Annotated in this window: 14 protein-coding genes; 6 read left to right on the top strand and 8 right to left on the bottom strand. The window is 69.3% G+C overall.

Annotated elements, in window-relative coordinates; all coding sequences use genetic code 11:
- Positions 1-444: 444 nt before the first annotated feature.
- The gene (locus tag MKL20_RS01795) at positions 445-1,359 is read right to left on the bottom strand and encodes a neutral zinc metallopeptidase (protein ID WP_244035233.1); all 915 of its coding nucleotides are present in this window, start codon (positions 1,357-1,359) and stop codon (positions 445-447) included.
- Positions 1,360-1,489: 130 nt separating this feature from the next.
- Positions 1,490-2,371 (bottom strand): uracil-DNA glycosylase family protein, encoded by an 882-nt coding sequence (locus MKL20_RS01800; RefSeq protein ID WP_243969238.1) that lies wholly within the window; start codon positions 2,369-2,371, stop codon positions 1,490-1,492.
- 282 nt (positions 2,372-2,653) lie between these two features.
- On the opposite strand from MKL20_RS01800, the gene MKL20_RS01805 reads away from it, so the two are divergent.
- Positions 2,654-4,327, top strand: coding sequence for an electron transfer flavoprotein-ubiquinone oxidoreductase (locus tag MKL20_RS01805; RefSeq protein ID WP_244035234.1), 1,674 nt, complete (start codon positions 2,654-2,656; stop codon positions 4,325-4,327).
- A 155-nt stretch (positions 4,328-4,482) separates the two neighbouring features.
- On the opposite strand, the gene MKL20_RS01810 is transcribed toward MKL20_RS01805, so the two are convergent.
- A complete protein-coding gene (locus MKL20_RS01810; protein ID WP_244035235.1) occupies positions 4,483-5,268 on the bottom strand; it encodes a DUF3800 domain-containing protein in 786 nt (261 codons plus the stop codon).
- Between the two features lie 619 nt (positions 5,269-5,887).
- Here MKL20_RS01810 and MKL20_RS01815 point away from each other — a divergent pair.
- Entirely contained in the window at positions 5,888-7,756 is a 1,869-nt protein-coding gene (locus MKL20_RS01815; RefSeq protein WP_244035236.1) for a tetratricopeptide repeat protein, read from the top strand.
- A gap of 257 nt (positions 7,757-8,013) precedes the next feature.
- Entirely contained in the window at positions 8,014-9,687 is a 1,674-nt protein-coding gene (locus tag MKL20_RS01820) for a formate--tetrahydrofolate ligase (protein ID WP_244035237.1), read from the top strand.
- A 402-nt stretch (positions 9,688-10,089) separates the two neighbouring features.
- On the opposite strand, the gene rnhA is transcribed toward MKL20_RS01820, so the two are convergent.
- From rnhA to MKL20_RS01840, 4 genes are all read right to left on the bottom strand, one after another.
- The gene (gene rnhA / locus MKL20_RS01825; protein ID WP_244035238.1) at positions 10,090-10,563 is read right to left on the bottom strand and encodes a ribonuclease HI; all 474 of its coding nucleotides are present in this window, start codon (positions 10,561-10,563) and stop codon (positions 10,090-10,092) included.
- A gap of 7 nt (positions 10,564-10,570) precedes the next feature.
- The gene (thrB, locus tag MKL20_RS01830; protein WP_244035239.1) at positions 10,571-11,536 is read right to left on the bottom strand and encodes a homoserine kinase; all 966 of its coding nucleotides are present in this window, start codon (positions 11,534-11,536) and stop codon (positions 10,571-10,573) included.
- A 247-nt stretch (positions 11,537-11,783) separates the two neighbouring features.
- On the bottom strand, positions 11,784-12,785 hold the full coding sequence (gene ispH, locus MKL20_RS01835) for a 4-hydroxy-3-methylbut-2-enyl diphosphate reductase (RefSeq protein ID WP_244035240.1): 1,002 nt from the start codon (positions 12,783-12,785) through the stop codon (positions 11,784-11,786).
- 132 nt (positions 12,786-12,917) lie between these two features.
- Positions 12,918-13,763 carry a C40 family peptidase gene (locus tag MKL20_RS01840; RefSeq protein WP_244035241.1) on the bottom strand — a complete coding sequence of 282 codons (846 nt, stop codon included), beginning with the start codon at positions 13,761-13,763 and terminating at the stop codon, positions 12,918-12,920.
- A gap of 321 nt (positions 13,764-14,084) precedes the next feature.
- On the opposite strand from MKL20_RS01840, the gene MKL20_RS01845 reads away from it, so the two are divergent.
- Positions 14,085-14,417 (top strand): hypothetical protein, encoded by a 333-nt coding sequence (locus tag MKL20_RS01845; RefSeq protein WP_244035242.1) that lies wholly within the window; start codon positions 14,085-14,087, stop codon positions 14,415-14,417.
- A 299-nt stretch (positions 14,418-14,716) separates the two neighbouring features.
- Here MKL20_RS01845 and MKL20_RS01850 read toward each other — a convergent pair whose 3' ends face one another.
- Positions 14,717-15,427, bottom strand: a complete 711-nt coding sequence (locus MKL20_RS01850; protein ID WP_243969255.1) for an MgtC/SapB family protein — start codon at positions 15,425-15,427, stop codon at positions 14,717-14,719.
- Positions 15,428-15,753: 326 nt separating this feature from the next.
- Between MKL20_RS01850 and MKL20_RS01855 the strand changes: the two genes are divergently transcribed.
- Positions 15,754-16,755 (top strand): AAA family ATPase, encoded by a 1,002-nt coding sequence (locus MKL20_RS01855; protein ID WP_244035243.1) that lies wholly within the window; start codon positions 15,754-15,756, stop codon positions 16,753-16,755.
- A gap of 65 nt (positions 16,756-16,820) precedes the next feature.
- Positions 16,821-17,732 (top strand): DUF58 domain-containing protein, encoded by a 912-nt coding sequence (locus MKL20_RS01860; protein WP_409568094.1) that lies wholly within the window; start codon positions 16,821-16,823, stop codon positions 17,730-17,732.
- Positions 17,733-17,768: the final 36 nt, after the last annotated feature.

A 17,768-nucleotide genomic window follows, 5' to 3' on the forward strand; every position in this document is an offset into this window, starting at 1 on the left:
GCCCATCACCAGGTGGGGCTACGACGTGTAACAATCGTTGCCGGATGGAGACGAAGGCCGGACCCAAGAGCGTCTCCGCCCCCCCTCTGCGGGGGAGGGTGGGCCTCGCGTCAGCGAGGGTCGGGAGAGGGGAACCCGGCGTCCGGAGGAGGCAGCGCCGGCGGGCAGGCCGGAGCTTTGTCTTGCACCGTCGCTCCCCCCTCCCGACCCCCTTCGGGGGCCACCCTCCCCCGCAAGGGGGGGAGGGAGAGCCGCGGTGTCTCCAGCGTATCCTGCGACCCCGATGTGTGAATCCGCTAGCCCGCACGGGAGAGGGGGCGCGTCGCGGCCTGCCAAGAGCGCCTGCGCCTCAAACCCGCGTAGCCCGTGCAGAGAGATGGGGAGAGCGCATCTCTCGCCGGACCAAGCTCCTTCAGAACCGGGGAGGTGGCTCGAACAGCCGTCTCAGTTGTTCGCCGTCCGGAACGTGTCGCAGGCCTTGGTCTGGCCGCTCTTGAAGCCGGCGGTGAACCAGCGCTGGCGCTGGGCCGAGGAGCCGTGGGTGAAGGAATCCGGCACCACGTAGCCCTGCGAGCGCTTCTGAAGCGAGTCGTCGCCGATCTGGGCGGCGGCGTTCAGGGCCTCGTCGATGTCGCCCTGCTCCAGCTCGGCGTATTTGTCGTTGGAGTTCTTGGCCCAGACGCCGGCGAGGCAATCGGCCATCAGCTCGATCCGCACCGACAGGGCGTTCGCCTCGGTCTTGCTCGACGCCTGCTGCTGGCGGGCCTGGACCTTGCCGAGGATGCCGAGCACGTCCTGGACGTGGTGGCCGACCTCGTGGGCGATGACGTAGGCGTAGGCGAAATCGCCCTTCACGCCGAACTTGGTCGCCATCTCCTTGAAGAAGCCGGTATCGAGATAGACCTTCTTGTCGAGCGGGCAGTAGAACGGCCCCATGGCCGCCTGGGCCGAGCCGCAGCCCGAGCGGGTGCCGCCGGTGTAGAGCACCAGGGTGGTCGGGGTGTATTGCTTGCCGGTCTGCTGCGGCAGGATCTGGCTCCACACGTCCTCGGTGTTGCCCAGGATTTTTGACGCGAACCGGCCGCTCTCGTCCGTGGGGGCCTGGCGCCGCTTCGCCTGGGTCTGCGGATCGGCCTGCTGCTCCTGCTGGCTGCCGCCGCGGCCGCCGATCTGCTGGGCGCCGCCGATCAGGATCGCCGGGTTGATGCCGGTGAAGTAGCTGATGATCAGCAGCACCACGATGGTGCCGATCCCGAGCCCGCCCGCGCCGCCGCCCGGGAAGCCCATGCCGCCACCGCCGCCGCCCTCACCGCGGCGATCCTCGACGTTGTCGGAGCTGCGTAGATCGTCCCAGCGCATGGTCCCGCCCTGCATGCCGCGCAGCAGGGCGCGGTCCTAACTGTGCATCGCCTCGTGTCCGAAAGCCGGCAGACACCGTTCGGGACGAAGCTTTAATGACGGGAGGGAACGCCCGGTTCCGCGCCCACGGTCAAGCTTTTCCGTCGAGCAGGGCGCGCAGAGCCCGGAAATCGCGCCAGGCCAGGCGCTTCTGCACCGGCTGGCGCAGCAGGAAGGCCGGATGGAGCGTCGCCAGAAGTTTCGCCTCGCGGGTCGGCAGCTTGTACGGGAACAGCCGGCCGCGGGTGCGCAGGATGCCGTCCTTGGTGCCGGTCAGGGTCTGGGTCGCGGGAGCGCCGAGGCACACGATCACCTCCGGATCGACCAGCTCGATCTGGCGCTCCACGAATGGCCGGCAGACCGCCACCTCCTGGGGGGTCGGGTTGCGGTTGCCCGGGGGCCGCCAGGGCACGATGTTGCCGATATAGGCGCTGGTCCGGTCGAGGCCGACCGCCGCCATCATCTTGTCGAGGAGCTGGCCCGAGCGGCCCATGAACGGCTTGCCGATCCGGTCCTCGTCGGCCCCCGGCGCCTCGCCGAGAAACATCACCCGGGCTTCCGGATTGCCATCGGCGAAGACCAGGTTCTTGGCGGTGAAGCGCAGCGGGCAGGCGTCGAAATCCGCCAGGATCTTTTCGAGTTCGTCGAGGCTCTTGGCCTCGCGCGCCCGGGCGCGGGCGTCGATCGCCGCCTCGTCCGGCTGGGCGCTCGCCGCCCGCCCGAAGGTCCGGGCCGGCGCCGCCGGCGGGGGCGAGCCCGGGGGCGGCACGAGGCTGTTCGGCTGGGCCACGGGTCGGGGCGCCGCGGCCGGGCGACGGGGTGCCCGCAGGGTCGGGGCCGGCGTGTCGGCCTCGCCGAAGCGGTCATGCGGCTGCTCATCGAGAGCCGCGTCGGCGCCGGCCTCCACGTGGAAATCGAGATAGGCGATGAGGTCGGCTTGCGCGTCGTTGGGGCTCGGCATGCTGATCAGCATGTGGGGCGCTCGATGCCTGTGGACAACTCTTGAAACCCGCTCGACGACAAGGACTTGCGTGACCGAACGGCGCGGCTCCCCGCGCCGTGCCGCGCCCGAAGGGAACCGCCGAGTCGCCCCGCCCCCGTCCGCAGGCCCCACCCATGCGGCATAGGGGAGCGTTCGCTCAAGTCCGGGCCTCAGCACCTTGCCTTTCTAGCTTGGAATCGCTTGAGACGGCAGAACATCATGCCCACCCGGCAACGGATCGGGCATAGCGACAAGAAAACAGGAGGCTCGACGATGGCGCTGCCCGAACGCGAAAGCATGGATTTCGACGTAGTCGTGGTCGGCGCCGGCCCGGCAGGGCTCGCCACCGCGATCCGCCTGAAGCAGCGCGCGGCCGAGATCGGCGAAGAGATTTCCGTCGTCGTGGTGGAAAAGGGCTCCGAGGTCGGCGCCCACATCCTGTCGGGCGCGGTGATCGACCCGAACGGCCTCGACCTGCTGGTGCCGGACTGGCGCACCGATCCGGAGCGTCCGCTGAAGACCGAGGTCCGGCGCGACGAGTTCATGATGCTGACCAAGAACAGCGGCGTCACCCTGCCGAACGTGTTCTTTCCCAAGCTCATGTCGAACCACGGCAACTTCGTCGGCTCGCTGTCGAACGTCTGCAAGTATCTGGGCGTCCAAGCCGAGGCGCTCGGGGTCGAGATTTATCCGGGCTTCCCGGCCTCCGAGGTGTTGTTCGACGAATCCGGCGCCGTGGCGGGCATCGCCACGGGCGATCTCGGGATCGGCAAGTCGGGCGAGCCGCGCGACGACTACACCCGCGGCATGGAGTTGCGCGGCAAGTACACGGTGTTCGGCGAGGGCGCCCGGGGCAACCTGACCAAGGGCCTGGTCCAGCGCTTTTCCCTCAACCGGCACAGCGACCATCAGAAATACGGGCTCGGCGTGAAGGAGCTCTGGCAGCTGCCGGATTCCACCTTCGAGCCGGGGCTGGTGCGCCACACGATGGGCTGGCCCCTGCCCAACAAGGCCGGCGGCGGCTCCTGGCTCTACCATTTCGACGACAACCTGCTCTCGGTCGGCTTCGTCACGCACCTGAACTACGAGAACCCGACCCTGTCGCCGTTCGAGGAGTTCCAGCGTTTCAAGACCCACCCGATGATCGCCGACACCTTCGCGGGCGCCAAGCGCATCGGCTACGGCGCCCGCGCCATCATGGAGGGCGGCTGGCAATCGGTGCCCAAGCTGGTCTTCCCGGGCGGCTGCCTGGTCGGCTGCTCGGCGGGCTTCGTCAACGTGCCGCGGATCAAGGGCTCGCACAACGCGGTCCTGTCCGGGATCCAGGCGGCCGACGCCATCGCGGACGCCCTGAAGGCCGGCCGGGCCGGCGACGAACTCACCGCCTACGAGGCCGGCTGGCGCGACAGCCCGATCGGGCAGGACCTCAAGGCCGTGCGCAACGTCAAGCCGCTCTGGTCGCGCTACGGCACCCTGGTCGGCGTCGGGCTCGGCGGCATCGACATGTGGACCACCAGCCTGCTCGGCACCTCGCTGTTCGGCACGCTCAAGCACGGCAAGCCGGACCATGCCTGCCTCAAGCCGCTCTCGGAGGTGACGCCGATCACCTACCCCAAGCCCGACGGCAAGCTGACCTTCGACCGGCTCTCCTCGGTCTACCTCTCGAACACCAACCACGAGGAGGACCAGCCGCCGCACCTCAAGGTCCGGGACATGGAGCTGCAGAAGCACTCCGAGCACGACATCTACGGCGGCCCCTCAAGCCGCTACTGCCCGGCCGGCGTCTATGAATGGGTCGAGGACGCCGCCGCCAGCGACGGCGTGCGCTACCAGATCAACGCGCAGAACTGCGTCCACTGCAAGACCTGCGATATCAAGGACCCGAACCAGAACATCGACTGGGTGACGCCGGAGGGACCGGGCGGGCCGAACTATCCGAATATGTGAGGGGGGCCGATACCTATCGGCCGTCTCGCGCGCCCCCTGTTCGTTTGACAGGACAGGCGGGCGGACCCATATTTTCGCTATCAGCCGGCAGCGGGTTTGGGTCACCGAGCCCCGGCGCCTCCCACGGGACGGCGCGCCGGTTGACCCCCGTTTTTTCAGGGAAACACTTTTCGTCCGACCGTCAGGGCGTCGAGCTTTCGTCCGATCTGATGGATTGCCTTCTTGCTGGGCGCGGCATCGAGTTGCGCTTCACGCCATGTCGGCCAGGGAACGTTGGTCAGACTAGCGACCCGGAAATCCTGGATCAGCCTCTGTTCCTGTCGATAATATTTCAGTGAAAAGTACGCGACAATATCGACGCATTGGATGAGTCGGTTATTTGTCGATTGGACAAAATGAATCGAGTCCACGATCGAACTGATCTGGGTCGGCCGCCAGCCCATATTGGTGCCGCTCAGCTTGAAGATTTCAAGATCGTCGATCAGCTTCTGCTCGATTTCCTTATTCTCGTCGGCGACCAGCAGCCCGAGTTTCGGCTCGGCGCGACTCAGCCAATCTTCCAGGCGCTCGACTAAGAACAGGAATGCCATGCGATGTGGATGGCGGCTGGAATGGAGCTTCATCTTGTCCACGGCCGCCCACAGGACCGCCACGTCGTGCGTCGCGAGGGCATCCAGGATATCGTGGATGCAACCGATCCGTTGGTCTGGCCTGATCCCCTTGAAGAAGCCGTTGCCGCCGTACAGGTCGGCGGCATGCAATTCGAAACCCTCCGTCAGAACCAGGACGCCGAAGCGGGCCTTTACGATTTCCCGGACGGCCATCTCGATCGCGCGAATCCGGGACTCGTGGACACACAGGGCCGCGATGAGGTGAATCGGCTGATCGGGATCCTTGCGGGCGCCGGTGTTGCCGGATTCGTCCAAGTAGATGAGGTGCATGCCCCGAGCTTAACGGTGGAGACGGACCAGCCACAACGATGCAAGAGTTGAAGCAAGAGGCGAGGTATGACGCGCCACGTTGATTCCGAGACGGCGTAGGCGCGAGGACTCCGGCAGGATCGCGCGGGTGTCGAGCGCGACTTACGGGCGCGCGCTGTAGCGATCTTGACCGAGCATCAGACCGGCTTTCTCGCACCGCGGGTCCTCATCGAGCCGTTGCGCAAACTCGACCCGGCTGCCTCGGCCCGTCTGAAACTCAAGCTTGCGGAAGCCGCGTGAGAGATTGCCGGTCTCGATATCCCTGTGCGCGTGCCCAGCCTCGCGACGAATACGCTTCCAGGGATGCTTCCCAGCAAAACTCTGTCCGATCTGCTCGCCGCGGGCGGCAGCGTTGTCGCAGCAAGCGACGAGGGCCCGCGAGGGTGCGAGCCTGACAGAAGGGCACGAGTCCGAGGACGACGGCTACCGAGCCCGCCTGACCCCGACAGCCCCCCGCGCCATCCTTTCGCCTTGCGGGGCTGGCGGGATGAGTCCAGTGTCCCCAGCGATTTTCGGGGACGCCCCGCCATTCTCGCGCCCGGCCCTCATCGGGCCGGCGCCCAGGAGCCGCGACCGGTTCATGATGACAACACGCGCCCGCCGGAGCGTCTCGGCGCTCGCCCTGATGCTCGCCGCCGGCCTGCCTCAGATCGTTCTGGCCGCCCAGCCGCGCGAGTCGGCCCCGCTTCTCGAATACGAGCCCGCCGAATCCCTGGAGGGCAACTTCCTCTCCGCCTACATCGCGGGTGCCGCCCGGGACACGGCGGCGGCGGCGAGCTTCTACCGTGAGGCGGTCAAGGCCGATCCGCGCAACGCCGAGCTGGTCGAGCGCGCCTTCATCTCGCTCTTGGCCGACGGCGCCCTGCCGGACGCGTTCCGGGCCGCCGAGAAGCTGATCGCGCGCGATCCGACCAACGGCCTCGCCAACCTCTCCCTCGGGGTGCGCCAGATCAAGGCCGGCCAGTGGGCCGCCGCCCGCCAGAATTTTTCCAGGAGCGGCCGGGGTGCGGCCACCGACCTGACCGCGACCCTGCTGACGGCCTGGTCGTATGCCGGCGCCGGCGACGGCAAGAAGGCGCTGGAGACGGTCAACAAGCTTCGGGGTGAGCGCTACTACAACACCTTCCGCGACTACCATGCCGGCCTGATCGCCGCGGTGATCGGCGACAACGCCGAGGCCGAGCGGCGGCTCAAGGCCGCCTACGAGGCCGACCGCAACACCCTGCGGATCGTCGACGCCTATGCCCGGCTCGAGGCCAGCCTCGGCCGCACCGATCTGGCGATCCAGGCCTATTCCGATTTCGACCAGCTCTCGCCCCGCCACCCGCTGGTGCGCGACGCCCTGGACAAGCTCAAGGACGGCAAGCCCCTGACCCGGCTGATCGGCACCGCCCAGGAGGGCGCTGCCGAGGTGCTGTACGGGCTGGGCTCGGCGGGCTCGACGCAAGGGGACGAGCTGCCCGCGGTGATCTACCTGCGTCTGGCACTCTACCTCGCCCCGGACCACGCGCTGGCCCGGCTGACGCTCGCCGACACCCTCGACCGGATGAAGCAGACCGAGCGGGCCAACGAGGCCTACGCGCAGATCCCCGCGACCTCGCCGCTCAAGCTCAACGCCGACATCCAGATCGGCCTCAACCTCGAGCAGATGGGCAAGGGTGACGAGGCGCTCGCCCATCTCGACGCCGCCATGAAGGCGCATCCGGACGACATCGACGTGATCACCGCGCTGGGCAACGTCCAGCGGGCGCGCAAGAAATACGAGGAGGCGGCCGCCACCTACACCCGCGCCATCGACCTGATCGGCGACCGGCCGCTGGCGAATTACTGGACGACCTTCTACTTCCGCGGCACCGCCTACGAGCGCGCCAAGCAATGGCCCAAGGCCGAGGCCGACCTGAAGAAGGCCCTGTCCCTGGTGCCCGCGAGCCAGCCGGCCGCCAAGGCGCAGGTGATGAACTACCTCGGTTATTCCTGGGTCGACCAGAAGATCAACATCGACGAGGCGTTCAGGCTACTGCAGCAGGCCGCCGATGCCAGCCCCCGGGACGGCATGATCGTCGACAGCCTCGGCTGGGCCTATTACCGCCTCGGCCGCTGGGACGACGCGGTGCGCGAATTGGAGAAGGCGGTCGAGCTGAAGCCCGGCGACCCGACCATCAACGACCATCTCGGCGACGCCTATTGGCGTGCGGGCCGGCGCCTCGAGGGCAAGTTCCAGTGGCAGCACGCCAAGGACCTGAACCCCGAGCCGGACGACCTCGCCCAGATCAACGACAAGCTGAAGGACGGTTTGCCCGAGATCGAGAAGCCGACCGCCACCGCCGAGACCACGCCGGCACCGGTTGCCGCCCCGCACAACGCCGAGAACCCGGAACTGCCCAAGGGCGCCCCCCAGCCGCACGAGGCCCCGGGCTCCGCCGACAAGGCCAAGAAGTCCGGGGGCTGACGGCTCCCGGCAGCCGCCTCCGGGGGGCCCATCCTCTCCGCGCCGGCAAGACTAATTTGTCGGCCGGCTCATAAAAATCGACGGGCATTTTCGTCCGGTTTGACGCACAGTGCTGCCGCTGCTCGTCGGGCGGCCTCGCCGTGCGACCGCGTCCGCGCGAGACCGGCGCAGGCAGGACACCGCGAGGCAAGATCCCCGTACGATAACAGTCGGCGGGTGGGCGGGCGCCGTGCCCGCAGAGCCAGGGAGGAACGCCCATGCCGTCAGATATCGAGATCGCCCGCGCCGCGACCCTGAAGCCGATCGCGCAGGTCGCGGAGACGCTCGGCATCCCGGATGCGGCGTTGCACAATTACGGCAAGCACATCGCCAAGCTCGACCACGGCTACATCGCCGGGCTGGAAGGCCAGAAGCCCGGCAAGCTCGTGCTGGTGACGGCGATCTCCCCGACGCCCGCGGGCGAGGGCAAGACCACCACCACGGTGGGCCTCGGCGATGCCCTGAACCGCATCGGCGAGAAGACCATGATCTGCCTGCGCGAGCCGTCGCTCGGGCCCTGCTTCGGCATGAAGGGCGGGGCGGCCGGCGGCGGCAAGGCGCAGGTCGTGCCGATGGAGCAGATCAACCTGCACTTCACCGGCGACTTCCACGCCATCACGTCGGCCCACAGCCTCGCGGCGGCACTGATCGACAACCACGTCTACTGGGCCAACGAGCTCAACATCGACGTGCGCCGGATCCACTGGCGCCGGGTGGTCGACATGAACGACCGGGCCCTGCGCCAGATCAACCAGTCGCTCGGCGGCGTCGCCAACGGCTTCCCCCGGGAGGACGGGTTCGACATCACGGTCGCCTCCGAGGTGATGGCGGTGTTCTGCCTCGCCAAGGATCTCGCCGACCTGGAGGAGCGCCTCGGCCGGATCGTCATCGCCGAGACTCGCGACCGCAAGCTCGTCACCCTCAAGGACGTGAAGGCCACCGGCGCCATGACGGTGCTGCTCAAGGACGCCCTGCAGCCGAACCTGGTGCAGACGCTGGAGGGTAACCCGGCGCTGATCCACGGCGGCCCGTTCGCCAACATCGCCCATGGCTGCAACTCGGTGATCGCCACGCGGGCCGGCCTGCGGCTCGCCGACTACACGGTGACCGAGGCCGGGTTCGGCGCAGATCTCGGCGCGGAGAAATTTCTCGACATCAAGTGCCGGCAGGCCGGCCTGACCCCCTCGGCGGTCGTGGTCGTGGCCACGATCCGAGCGCTCAAGATGCATGGCGGCGTCGACAAGAAGAGCCTCGGATCCGAGAATATCGGCGCCCTGGAGAAGGGGTTTGCCAACCTCGCCCGGCACGTGACCAACCTGCGCGGCTTCGGTCTGCCCGTCGTGGTGGCGGTCAACCACTTCTACGCCGACACGGATGCCGAGCATGCCCGGCTCAAGGAGCTGTGCCGCGAGCGCCTCGACGTCGAGGCGATCACCTGCCGCCACTGGGCCGAGGGCGGCGCCGGCGCCGAGGATCTGGCCCGGGCCGTGGTGCAGCTCGCCACCGCCGAGCCGGCGCCGCTCCGCTACGCCTACGAGACCGAGGCGCCGCTCACGGAAAAGATCCGGGCGATCGCCACCAAGCTGTACGGCGCCGCCGACATCCAGATCGAGAGCAAGGCGGCGGGCAAGCTCGCCACCTTCGAGAAGGACGGCTACGGCCACCTGCCGATCTGCATGGCCAAGACCCAGTACTCGTTCTCCACCGACCCGAGCCTGATGGGCGCCCCCGAGGGCCACGTCGTCGGCGTGCGCGACGTCCGCCTCTCGGCGGGCGCGGGCTTCGTGGTGGCGATCTGCGGGGAGATCATGACCATGCCGGGCCTCCCCCGGGTGCCTGCCGCCGACACGATCCGGTTGGATGCCGATGGGCAGATCGACGGGTTGTTCTGAGCGGAAACGCTCGGGCTGCGCCTCCGCGGGGCTTGTCTGGATGCGGAACGTCGTTGGGATGTGGCACGTCGGGCGATCAAAGCCTACGCTTGATCAAAGCCTATGCTTGGCGGTTCGAAGATGTGCGCCGCCGGTCTGCCAGGAGGGCTCGTTGATGCTCGCCATCCATCCCCGGCCCGCACCACTCTGGCTGTCCGCGCTGAGATCGCCCGCCTGGCGATCGCTCCGGCGCTTAGCCTGATCCAGCTCACACGACCGTCCGCCGATCTGCAAACACGCATCCCCAACCCAAAGCGCAAACGACAACAAGCCGCCCATTACCATAGGCGATGGATATCTTAGTGCCTGTGGGGCAGAGCCCCTAACCCCGCCAAAGGGCTGAGCCCTTTGGGAACCCTAATCTCAGCGCCGTTTGAACGGCAGCATCGCGGCCACGGCCAGCGCGTCGACCCGGTTGTTCAGCGGGTCGCTGGCATGGCCCTTGACCCAGTGCCAGGCCACCTCGTGGCGGGCGTTGGCCGTGTCGATCCGGCGCCAGAGGTCCTCGTTCTTCACCGGCTTCTTGTCGGCGGTGCGCCAGCCCCGGGCCTTCCAGTTGTGGATCCAGCTGGTGATGCCCTGGCGCAGATACTGGGAGTCCGTGAACAGATCGACCCGGCAAGGCCGCTTGAGTGCCTCCAGGGACTCGATCGCCGCCAGGATCTCCATGCGGTTGTTGGTGGTGAAGGCCTCGCCGCCCGAGAGCTCCTTCTGGGTGTCGCCGAAGATCAGGATCGCGCCCCAGCCGCCCGGGCCGGGATTCCCCGAGCAGGCGCCGTCCGTGTAGATCTTCACCCGCGTCGGCTCGGCCGCGGTCTCGGTCACGTCGTCGCTCATTCCATCCTCAGGCCTGCCGCCCGTAATCCCGCGCGTCCTGCGCCTGGCGGTGGAACGTCAGCCGGCGATCGAACTCTCGCGGATCCTTGGGCTTCACCAGGGCGCCCGGCGGCACGTTCAGCCAGTCGACCAGGCGGGTCAGCATGAAGCGGAGCGCCGCGCCCCGGCACAGGATCGGCAGGGCCGCGACCTCCGTGGGCTCCAGCGGCCGCACCGCCTCGTAGCCGTCAATCAGGGCCGCCGCCATGTCCCGGTGGAAACGGCCGTCGGCCTCGAAGCACCAGGCGTTGAGGCAGATCGCGAGGTCGTACGCGAAGGCGTCCGTGCAGGCGAAGTAGAAGTCGATCAGCCCCGACAGGGCATCGCCGATGAAGAACACGTTGTCGGTGAACAGGTCCGCGTGGATCACCCCGCCCGGCAGATTTTGGGGCCAGGCGGCTTCGAGCAGCGCGAGGTCGGCGCGGGTGCGCTCCGCCAGCCCAGGCTCAACCGAATCGGCCTGGGCCTCGGCCTGGGCGAAGAGCGGTCGCCAGGAGGCCACCGAGAGGCTGTTCGCGCGCACCATCCCGAAATCGGCGCCGGCGGCGTGGAGTTCGGCCAGCGCCCGGCCGAGTTCCCGGCAATGCCCGACGCCGGGCGTCTTGACCGAGACGCCCTCCAGGAAGCTGACGATGGCGGCAGGCCGTCCGCAGAGCTGGCCGAGCGCCGTGCCGGCCCGGTCCCGCACCGGCTGCGGGCAGGCGAGGCCCCGGGCCGAGAGGTGCTCCATCAGCCCGATGAAGAACGGCAGGTCGCCCTCCCGCACCCGCTTCTCGTAGAGGGTCAGGATGTAGGAGCCTTGGGTGGTGTGCAGGAAGAAGTTGGAATTCTCGACGCCCTCGGCGATGCCCTTGAAGGAGAGCAGGCTGCCGATGTCGTAGGCAGACAGGAACTCAGAGAGCGCCGCGTCGGATACCTCGGTGTAGACGGCCACGTGATCGCGCTCGGGTTCGGGATTCTTTTGGGGTCAAGATCGCCGAGCGGTCGTACCGTCCAGACGATCCCGGTCTTCCGACACACCCCCTCATCCTGAGGTGCCAGAGCGCAGCGGAGGCCTCGAAGGAGACCTCCAGGGATCGCGCGGCCAGCTGGAGACCTCCTTCGAGGCTGCTGTGCAGCACCTCAGGATGAGGGGGTTGAATGGGATAAGCCCCCTTTGAGGGGAGGCTGGATCCTGGGGCCTACTCGGCGGCTTCGCTGCGCAATTCGCGCGGCAGCGGGAAGACCATGTCCTCGACCACCGTCGAGACCGTGTCGACGATCACGTCGTAGCGGGCCGCGAAGGCCTCGATGATCTCCTCGACCAGCACCTCGGGGGCCGAGGCGCCGGCGGTGAGGCCGAGCTTGCGGATGCCCTCGAAGGCCGGCCAGTCGATCTCCTCGGCGCGCAGCACCAGGCGGGTGATCGGGCAGCCGACGCGCTCGGCGACCTCGCGCAGGCGCTGCGAGTTCGAGGAGTTCGAGGAGCCGACCACGATCAGGGCGTCCACAAGCGGGGCCACCTGCTTCACCGCCTCCTGGCGGTTGGTGGTGGCGTAGCAGATGTCGTCCTTGTGCGGCCCGGTGATGTTCGGGAACTTCTTCTTGAGCGCCTCGACGATGTGGCGGGTGTCGTCAACCGACAGGGTCGTCTGGGTGACCCAGGCGAGGTTGTCGGGATTCTCGGGGGTCAGGGCCTGGATCTGGTCCAGATCCTCCACCAGGGTGATCGAGCCCTTGGGCAGCTGGCCCATGGTGCCGACCACCTCGGGGTGGCCGGAATGGCCGACCAGCAGCACGTGGCGGCCGCGCTTATGGTGGATCTCAGCCTCGCGGTGGACCTTGGTCACCAGCGGGCAGGTGGCGTCGATGGTGGTGAGGCCGCGGGAATCGGCGTTGGCCGGCACGGTCTTCGCGACGCCGTGGGCGGAGAAGATCACCGGGGCGCCGCTATCGGGCACCTCGTCGAGTTCGCGCACGAACACGGCGCCCTTCCGCTTCAGGCTCTCGACCACGTACTTGTTGTGAACGATCTCGTGCCGGACATAGACGGGCGGTCCGTAGAGGGCGAGTGCCCGCTCGACCACGTCGATAGCCCGCACCACGCCGGCGCAGAAGCCGCGGGGGGCACAGAGCAGGATCTCCAGCGGCGGCTTGCCGGTGGTGCCCTGAACGGGCGCGAGGGACGCGAGGTCTGCGGTCATGGGGGCGATGTGGCGAGGGCGGGGCTGTCCTGTCAACGGTCCTGGACTGCGAACCGGGCAGGAAGACGACCGCGGAGCGCCTCTGTAGCACGTTTGCCGCGCAATTTGGACCCGGGCGCCCCAATCCGTGATCTAGAGTCTTCGGATTCCGGTCACGGCGCCGAAACTGTTCTCGCGAATCCGGGCGACCGCGCCGGCCAGCGGCTCGACCGCCACGGCCATGTGGTGGCCGTTGGCGTGGATCAGCGTCTCGGCGTCGCGCATCAGCCCGACATGGCCGCGCCAGAACACGACGTCGCCCCGGCGCAATCCGTCGAGGGCGAGGGGCAGCGCGTGGCCTAAAGACCGCTCCTGCATGTCGGCGTCGCGGGGGCAGGGCAAGCCGCCGGCGTCGAGGCAGAGCTGCACGAGGCCGGAGCAGTCGAGCCCGAGGCTGGTGCGGCCGCCCCAGAGATAAGGAATCCCGATGAGCCGCTCGGCCGTGGCGACGTAGTCCGGCTCGTGCTGCGCCAGCGGAGCGCAGTGACTCGCATAGACGTAGCCGCCGGGCGTCTCCAGGTAGGCCCCCGTCTCCCCGGTGACCACGAGGCGCGCGCCCAGGCTGAGATGCCCGCGCACCGGCCGCTTCAGGTCCGGCTCGGGATACAGGAAGGTGCGCAACGCCGTGACGCGATGGCTCGGCTCGGGATCCGCCGGGCCGAGGCAGGCGGCGGGCAGGTAGCCGACATAGCCGTCCCGGCCGAGCTGCACGAAGGCGAAGCCGTCCTGCTCGGCGTAGAGATCGACCGCGTCGCCGAGCAAAGCCTCGGTGTCGAGCCCGGCTTCTGGAGCGGGCGCCCGGCGCAGCGGTGCGACCGGGGCGACCACCCGGCGCGGGGTGGCGGCGACGAAGCGCGCGGCCGTGACCCGGCCGCGCAGGCGCAGGTCGGCGACGTCCGGGCGCGCCGGGGTGAGGCGGGGATCGAGCGATTCGGTCATGGCGGTGAGCTTAACGCATCCGCCCTTTCCGAAAGGCAGCACCCCGCGGTCGGGCGGCGGCTCGGCGCGTTCGCCGGGTGGCTCGGGAGCCGATCGCGATCTCCGTGTGGCGTCCGGCGCGGGCGCGCGCTATTATGCCGCAGCGCGATGCCGGCGGCCGGCCGGATGATTTCCGCCCTGGAGAAACGAGCCGCTGGCATGCCTGATGCTCAGGTTCCGTGGTGAGGCATGTTCCCGGGACGGGCGGCCGCCGATTTTGATGCACTGCACAACCCGCCGGGAAGGCGCTATGTCTTGCCCATGATGACCGCGAGTCGCCCCGTGAAGAAGACGCAGAAGAGCTTCGCCGACCTGCCGCCGATCCGCGTGCGCCGCGAGCCGCCGACGGTGAACGAGGCGGTCGCCGCCGCCCAGGACCTGTCCGACGATGTCGAGCAGCAGGTCGAGATCGCCGCGGGCCTGATCGGTCTGCCGGCCGACGAGGTCCGCCCGCACGTCCTGGCAGCCAAGAAGGCCAAGCCGGAGCGCGTGCCGGAGCGGATCCTGACCCATGCGAGCCCGAGCCGGGCGCCCCGCACCGTCGTGGTCGAGCGCCGCACCCGCCCGACCGTGGTGATCGAGCGCCGCACCCGGCCCCTCGCCCCGCCGCGCTGACGGGACCGGCTGGTTCTCCAAGCCTGTTCGACCCGTCTTTCCGACCCTTGACCTCATCCTGAGGTGCCCGCGCCAGCGGGCCTCGAAGGAGCCCTCCAGCCGGCCGCGCAATCCCTGAAGGCCTCCTTCGAGGCCGAACGATCTTCGATCGCCCGGCCCCTCAGGATGAGGGGAGAAATGAGGGGATCCGTCGCCTGAAACGGTCGTTCGAGCGTGATCGCGACATCGACAAGCTCCCACTGGGACTCGTCGGCACCCTTCGCGGTGACGCGGGCCCAGCGGCAAAAATCCCAAAAAGATCAATCGGCCGTCTGGACCGACCAGGTTGCGTGGCGGATGCCCGGAGCCTTGGCGAGATCGGCCGTGACCGCATCCAGCTCGTCCGCCTTGACGGCGCTGGCGGTGAGCGTCGCGACCACGTCGACCGCGCCTTCGCCGCGCTCCTCCACTTCGACGTTGCTGACCGGATAGTTCGCCGCCTCCAGGCGCTCGACCAGCAGGTCCTGGGCGGGTCCGGCCTCGCCCGGCGCCGTGGTCACCTGGACCTCGTAGGTCGCCTCGGTCGAGGATTCGCGGATCGGCGCGCGGTTGATGGCGTTGACCAGCGGGCGGAGCGCGGTGTTGCAGGTCAGCACCGTGACGGTGACGAATACGGCCTCCAGCGGCAGGTCGGCGCCGCAGAACGCGCCCACGGCAGCGGAGCACCACAGGGTGGCGGCCGTGTTGAGGCCGCGCACGTTCATCCCCTCCTTCATGATCACGCCAGCGCCCAGGAAGCCGATGCCGGAGATCACGTAGGCCACCGTGCGGACCCCGCCGTCCGGGCCGGTGAGCCGCATGCCGAGATCCACGAAGGCCGAGGCGCCGATCGCCACCAGCACCGCCGTGCGCAGGCCGGCGGTGCGCTGCCGGTACTGCCGCTCGGCCCCGATCGCCGTGCCGAGCACGAAGGCCACGATCAGGCCGATGCCGGATTTCAGTTCCTCGGGGAAGGCGGCGTAGCTGGTCATGCCGGTCTCTTGCGAGCGGAGAGGTGACGAAACCGTGACATCATGGCCAGCTTGGCGCGTCGTCCTGGGCATCGGACCCAGGATGACGCGCTAGGCTTTTGATTTTCCATCATCTTTTTCCGAAAGCCGGCGACCGCCTTGCGGGATGATGCTCTGCCCCAACCAAAGGGGGAACCCACCGGGATTGACGGCCCTACCGGGCAGCGGGCACACCGGCTGCAACCTGAGGATCCCTTGAGAAGACGGGACCCGGCCGAGGAGACGTGCAGGATGCAGGACGCGGCCCCCGCGGCAGGAGTTTTTCTCCGCGCACGAGCGTTTCCCGCATGAGCAGCGCCCTCGCCGAAAGCCCGCCCGGTCTCGCTCCGGATGCAGCCTTGCACGGGCGGGTCATGGCGCTCCGTGACGGGCTGGAGCGCGGCCTGATCGGCAGCACCGGCCTGGTCGAGCGTCTGCTGATCGGGCTGCTGACCGGCGGCCACCTGCTGATCGAGGGCGCGCCCGGTCTCGCCAAGACCCGCGCGGTCAAGCGGCTCGCCGACGGGCTCGACGGCTCCTTCGCGCGCATCCAGTGCACGCCGGACCTGATGCCGGCCGATCTCACCGGCACCACCGTCTGGCGCCAGGACAGCGGCAGCTTCGAGTTCCTGCAAGGCCCCCTGTTCCACGCCCTCGTGCTGGTGGACGAGGTCAACCGGGCCCCCCCGAAGGTCCAGTCGGCCCTGCTCGAAGCGATGGCCGAGGGGCAGATTACGGTCTCCGGGCAAACCCACCCGCTCGCCGATCCGTTCATGGTCGTGGCGACCCAGAACCCGATCGAGCATGCCGGCACCTTCCCGCTGCCGGAGGCGCAGCTCGACCGCTTCCTGCTGCATGTCGTGGTCGAGATGCCCGACGAGGCCACCGAGCGGGCGATCCTCGACCTCGTGGAGGGCGAGATCACCCACCATGTCGAGGCCATGCCGGTGCGCCTGTCGCTCGCCGACGTCCGCGCCGCCCGGGAGGCTGCGCTCGCCACCTACGTGTCGCCGGCGCTCAAGGATTACCTGGTCCGCCTGGTGGCGGCGACCCGCACCGACGCGGCGGCCCCGGACCTGCGGGCGATGATCGAGCACCCCGCTTCGCCGCGCGGCACCCTGGCGCTGATGATGGCCGGCAAGGCCCGGGCCTGGCTGCGCGGCCGGGACCACGTCACCCCGGAGGACGTCACCGAACTCGCCCGGGACGCGCTCTCCCACCGTATCGGCCTGACCTGGCGGGCGGCGGCCGAAGGCAAGACCGCCCGCGGCCTGGTCGGCGAGCTGGTGCAGCGGGTGCGGGCGCTCTGAGGGTGTTTGGGTTCGGAAAAGCGCACCGCCCATCCCCTCGCCCCTCCGCGGGGGGAGGGGAGGGCATGGGATCCGCCCCATCCCAAATGAACGGCATCCATCTCTCGGGCGAGGCGCTGATGGGCCTGCGCCACCTCGCCCGGCGGGGCGCGGCGCCCGCGACCCGGACGCTGGCGGGCCTGCCCGGCGGCATCGTCACGAAGCGGCGCGGGCGTGGCTCCGAGCCGGAGGATGTGCGGCTCTGGTCCGAAGGCGACGATCGCCGGTTCATCGACCGCAACGCCACCGCGCGCACCGGGCAGCTGCACGTACGCACCCATCACGACGAGCGCGACCGCGCCGTGGTGCTGCTCGCCGATTTCCGGCCCGCGATGCTGTTCGGCACCCGCCGGGCCCTGCGCTCGGTGGCCGCCGCCGAGGCCCTGGCGCTGCTCGGCTGGCGGGTGGCGGCCGATGGCGGCCGGGTCGGCCTCGCGGTGGCGGGCTCCGGCGCGCCCACGGTGCTGCGGCCGGCCGGCGGCGAGCGCGCCATGATCGCGGTGACCGGAGCCCTGGCCCAGGCGCATGCGAACGCCCTCGAGACGGCCGGCGCCGCCGGGTCCGACGCGCCCCTGGAATCGACCCTCGGACTGGCCCGCAGCCTTCTGCCGGCCGGCGGCCACCTGGTCATCGCCAGCGCCCTCGATGCCCCCGGCCCGGGCTTCGACGAGACGCTGACCCTGCTGGCCGAGCGGGTCGCGATCCGGCTGATCCTGGTGAGCGACGCCTTCGAGCGCACCCGCCCGCCGGGCTTCTATCCCTTCGCCCTGGCGGATGGCCGGCGGGGGACCGCGCTCCCGGCGGTGCTGCCGGGCGAGACCGCCGAGGCCCGGCTCGCCGATTATGCCCGCCGGGGCATCGCCGGAGTGCGCCTCGACGTCGAGGCCGGCCCCGAGGCCTACGCGCCGCTGATGGAGCGCCTCGATGCGGTGCTGTGAGGCCGGAACCCATCTTCGCCGTCCGGGCTCGGCGCG

Source organism: Methylobacterium sp. E-066 (assembly GCF_022829635.1).
Lineage (GTDB): Bacteria > Pseudomonadota > Alphaproteobacteria > Rhizobiales > Beijerinckiaceae > Methylobacterium.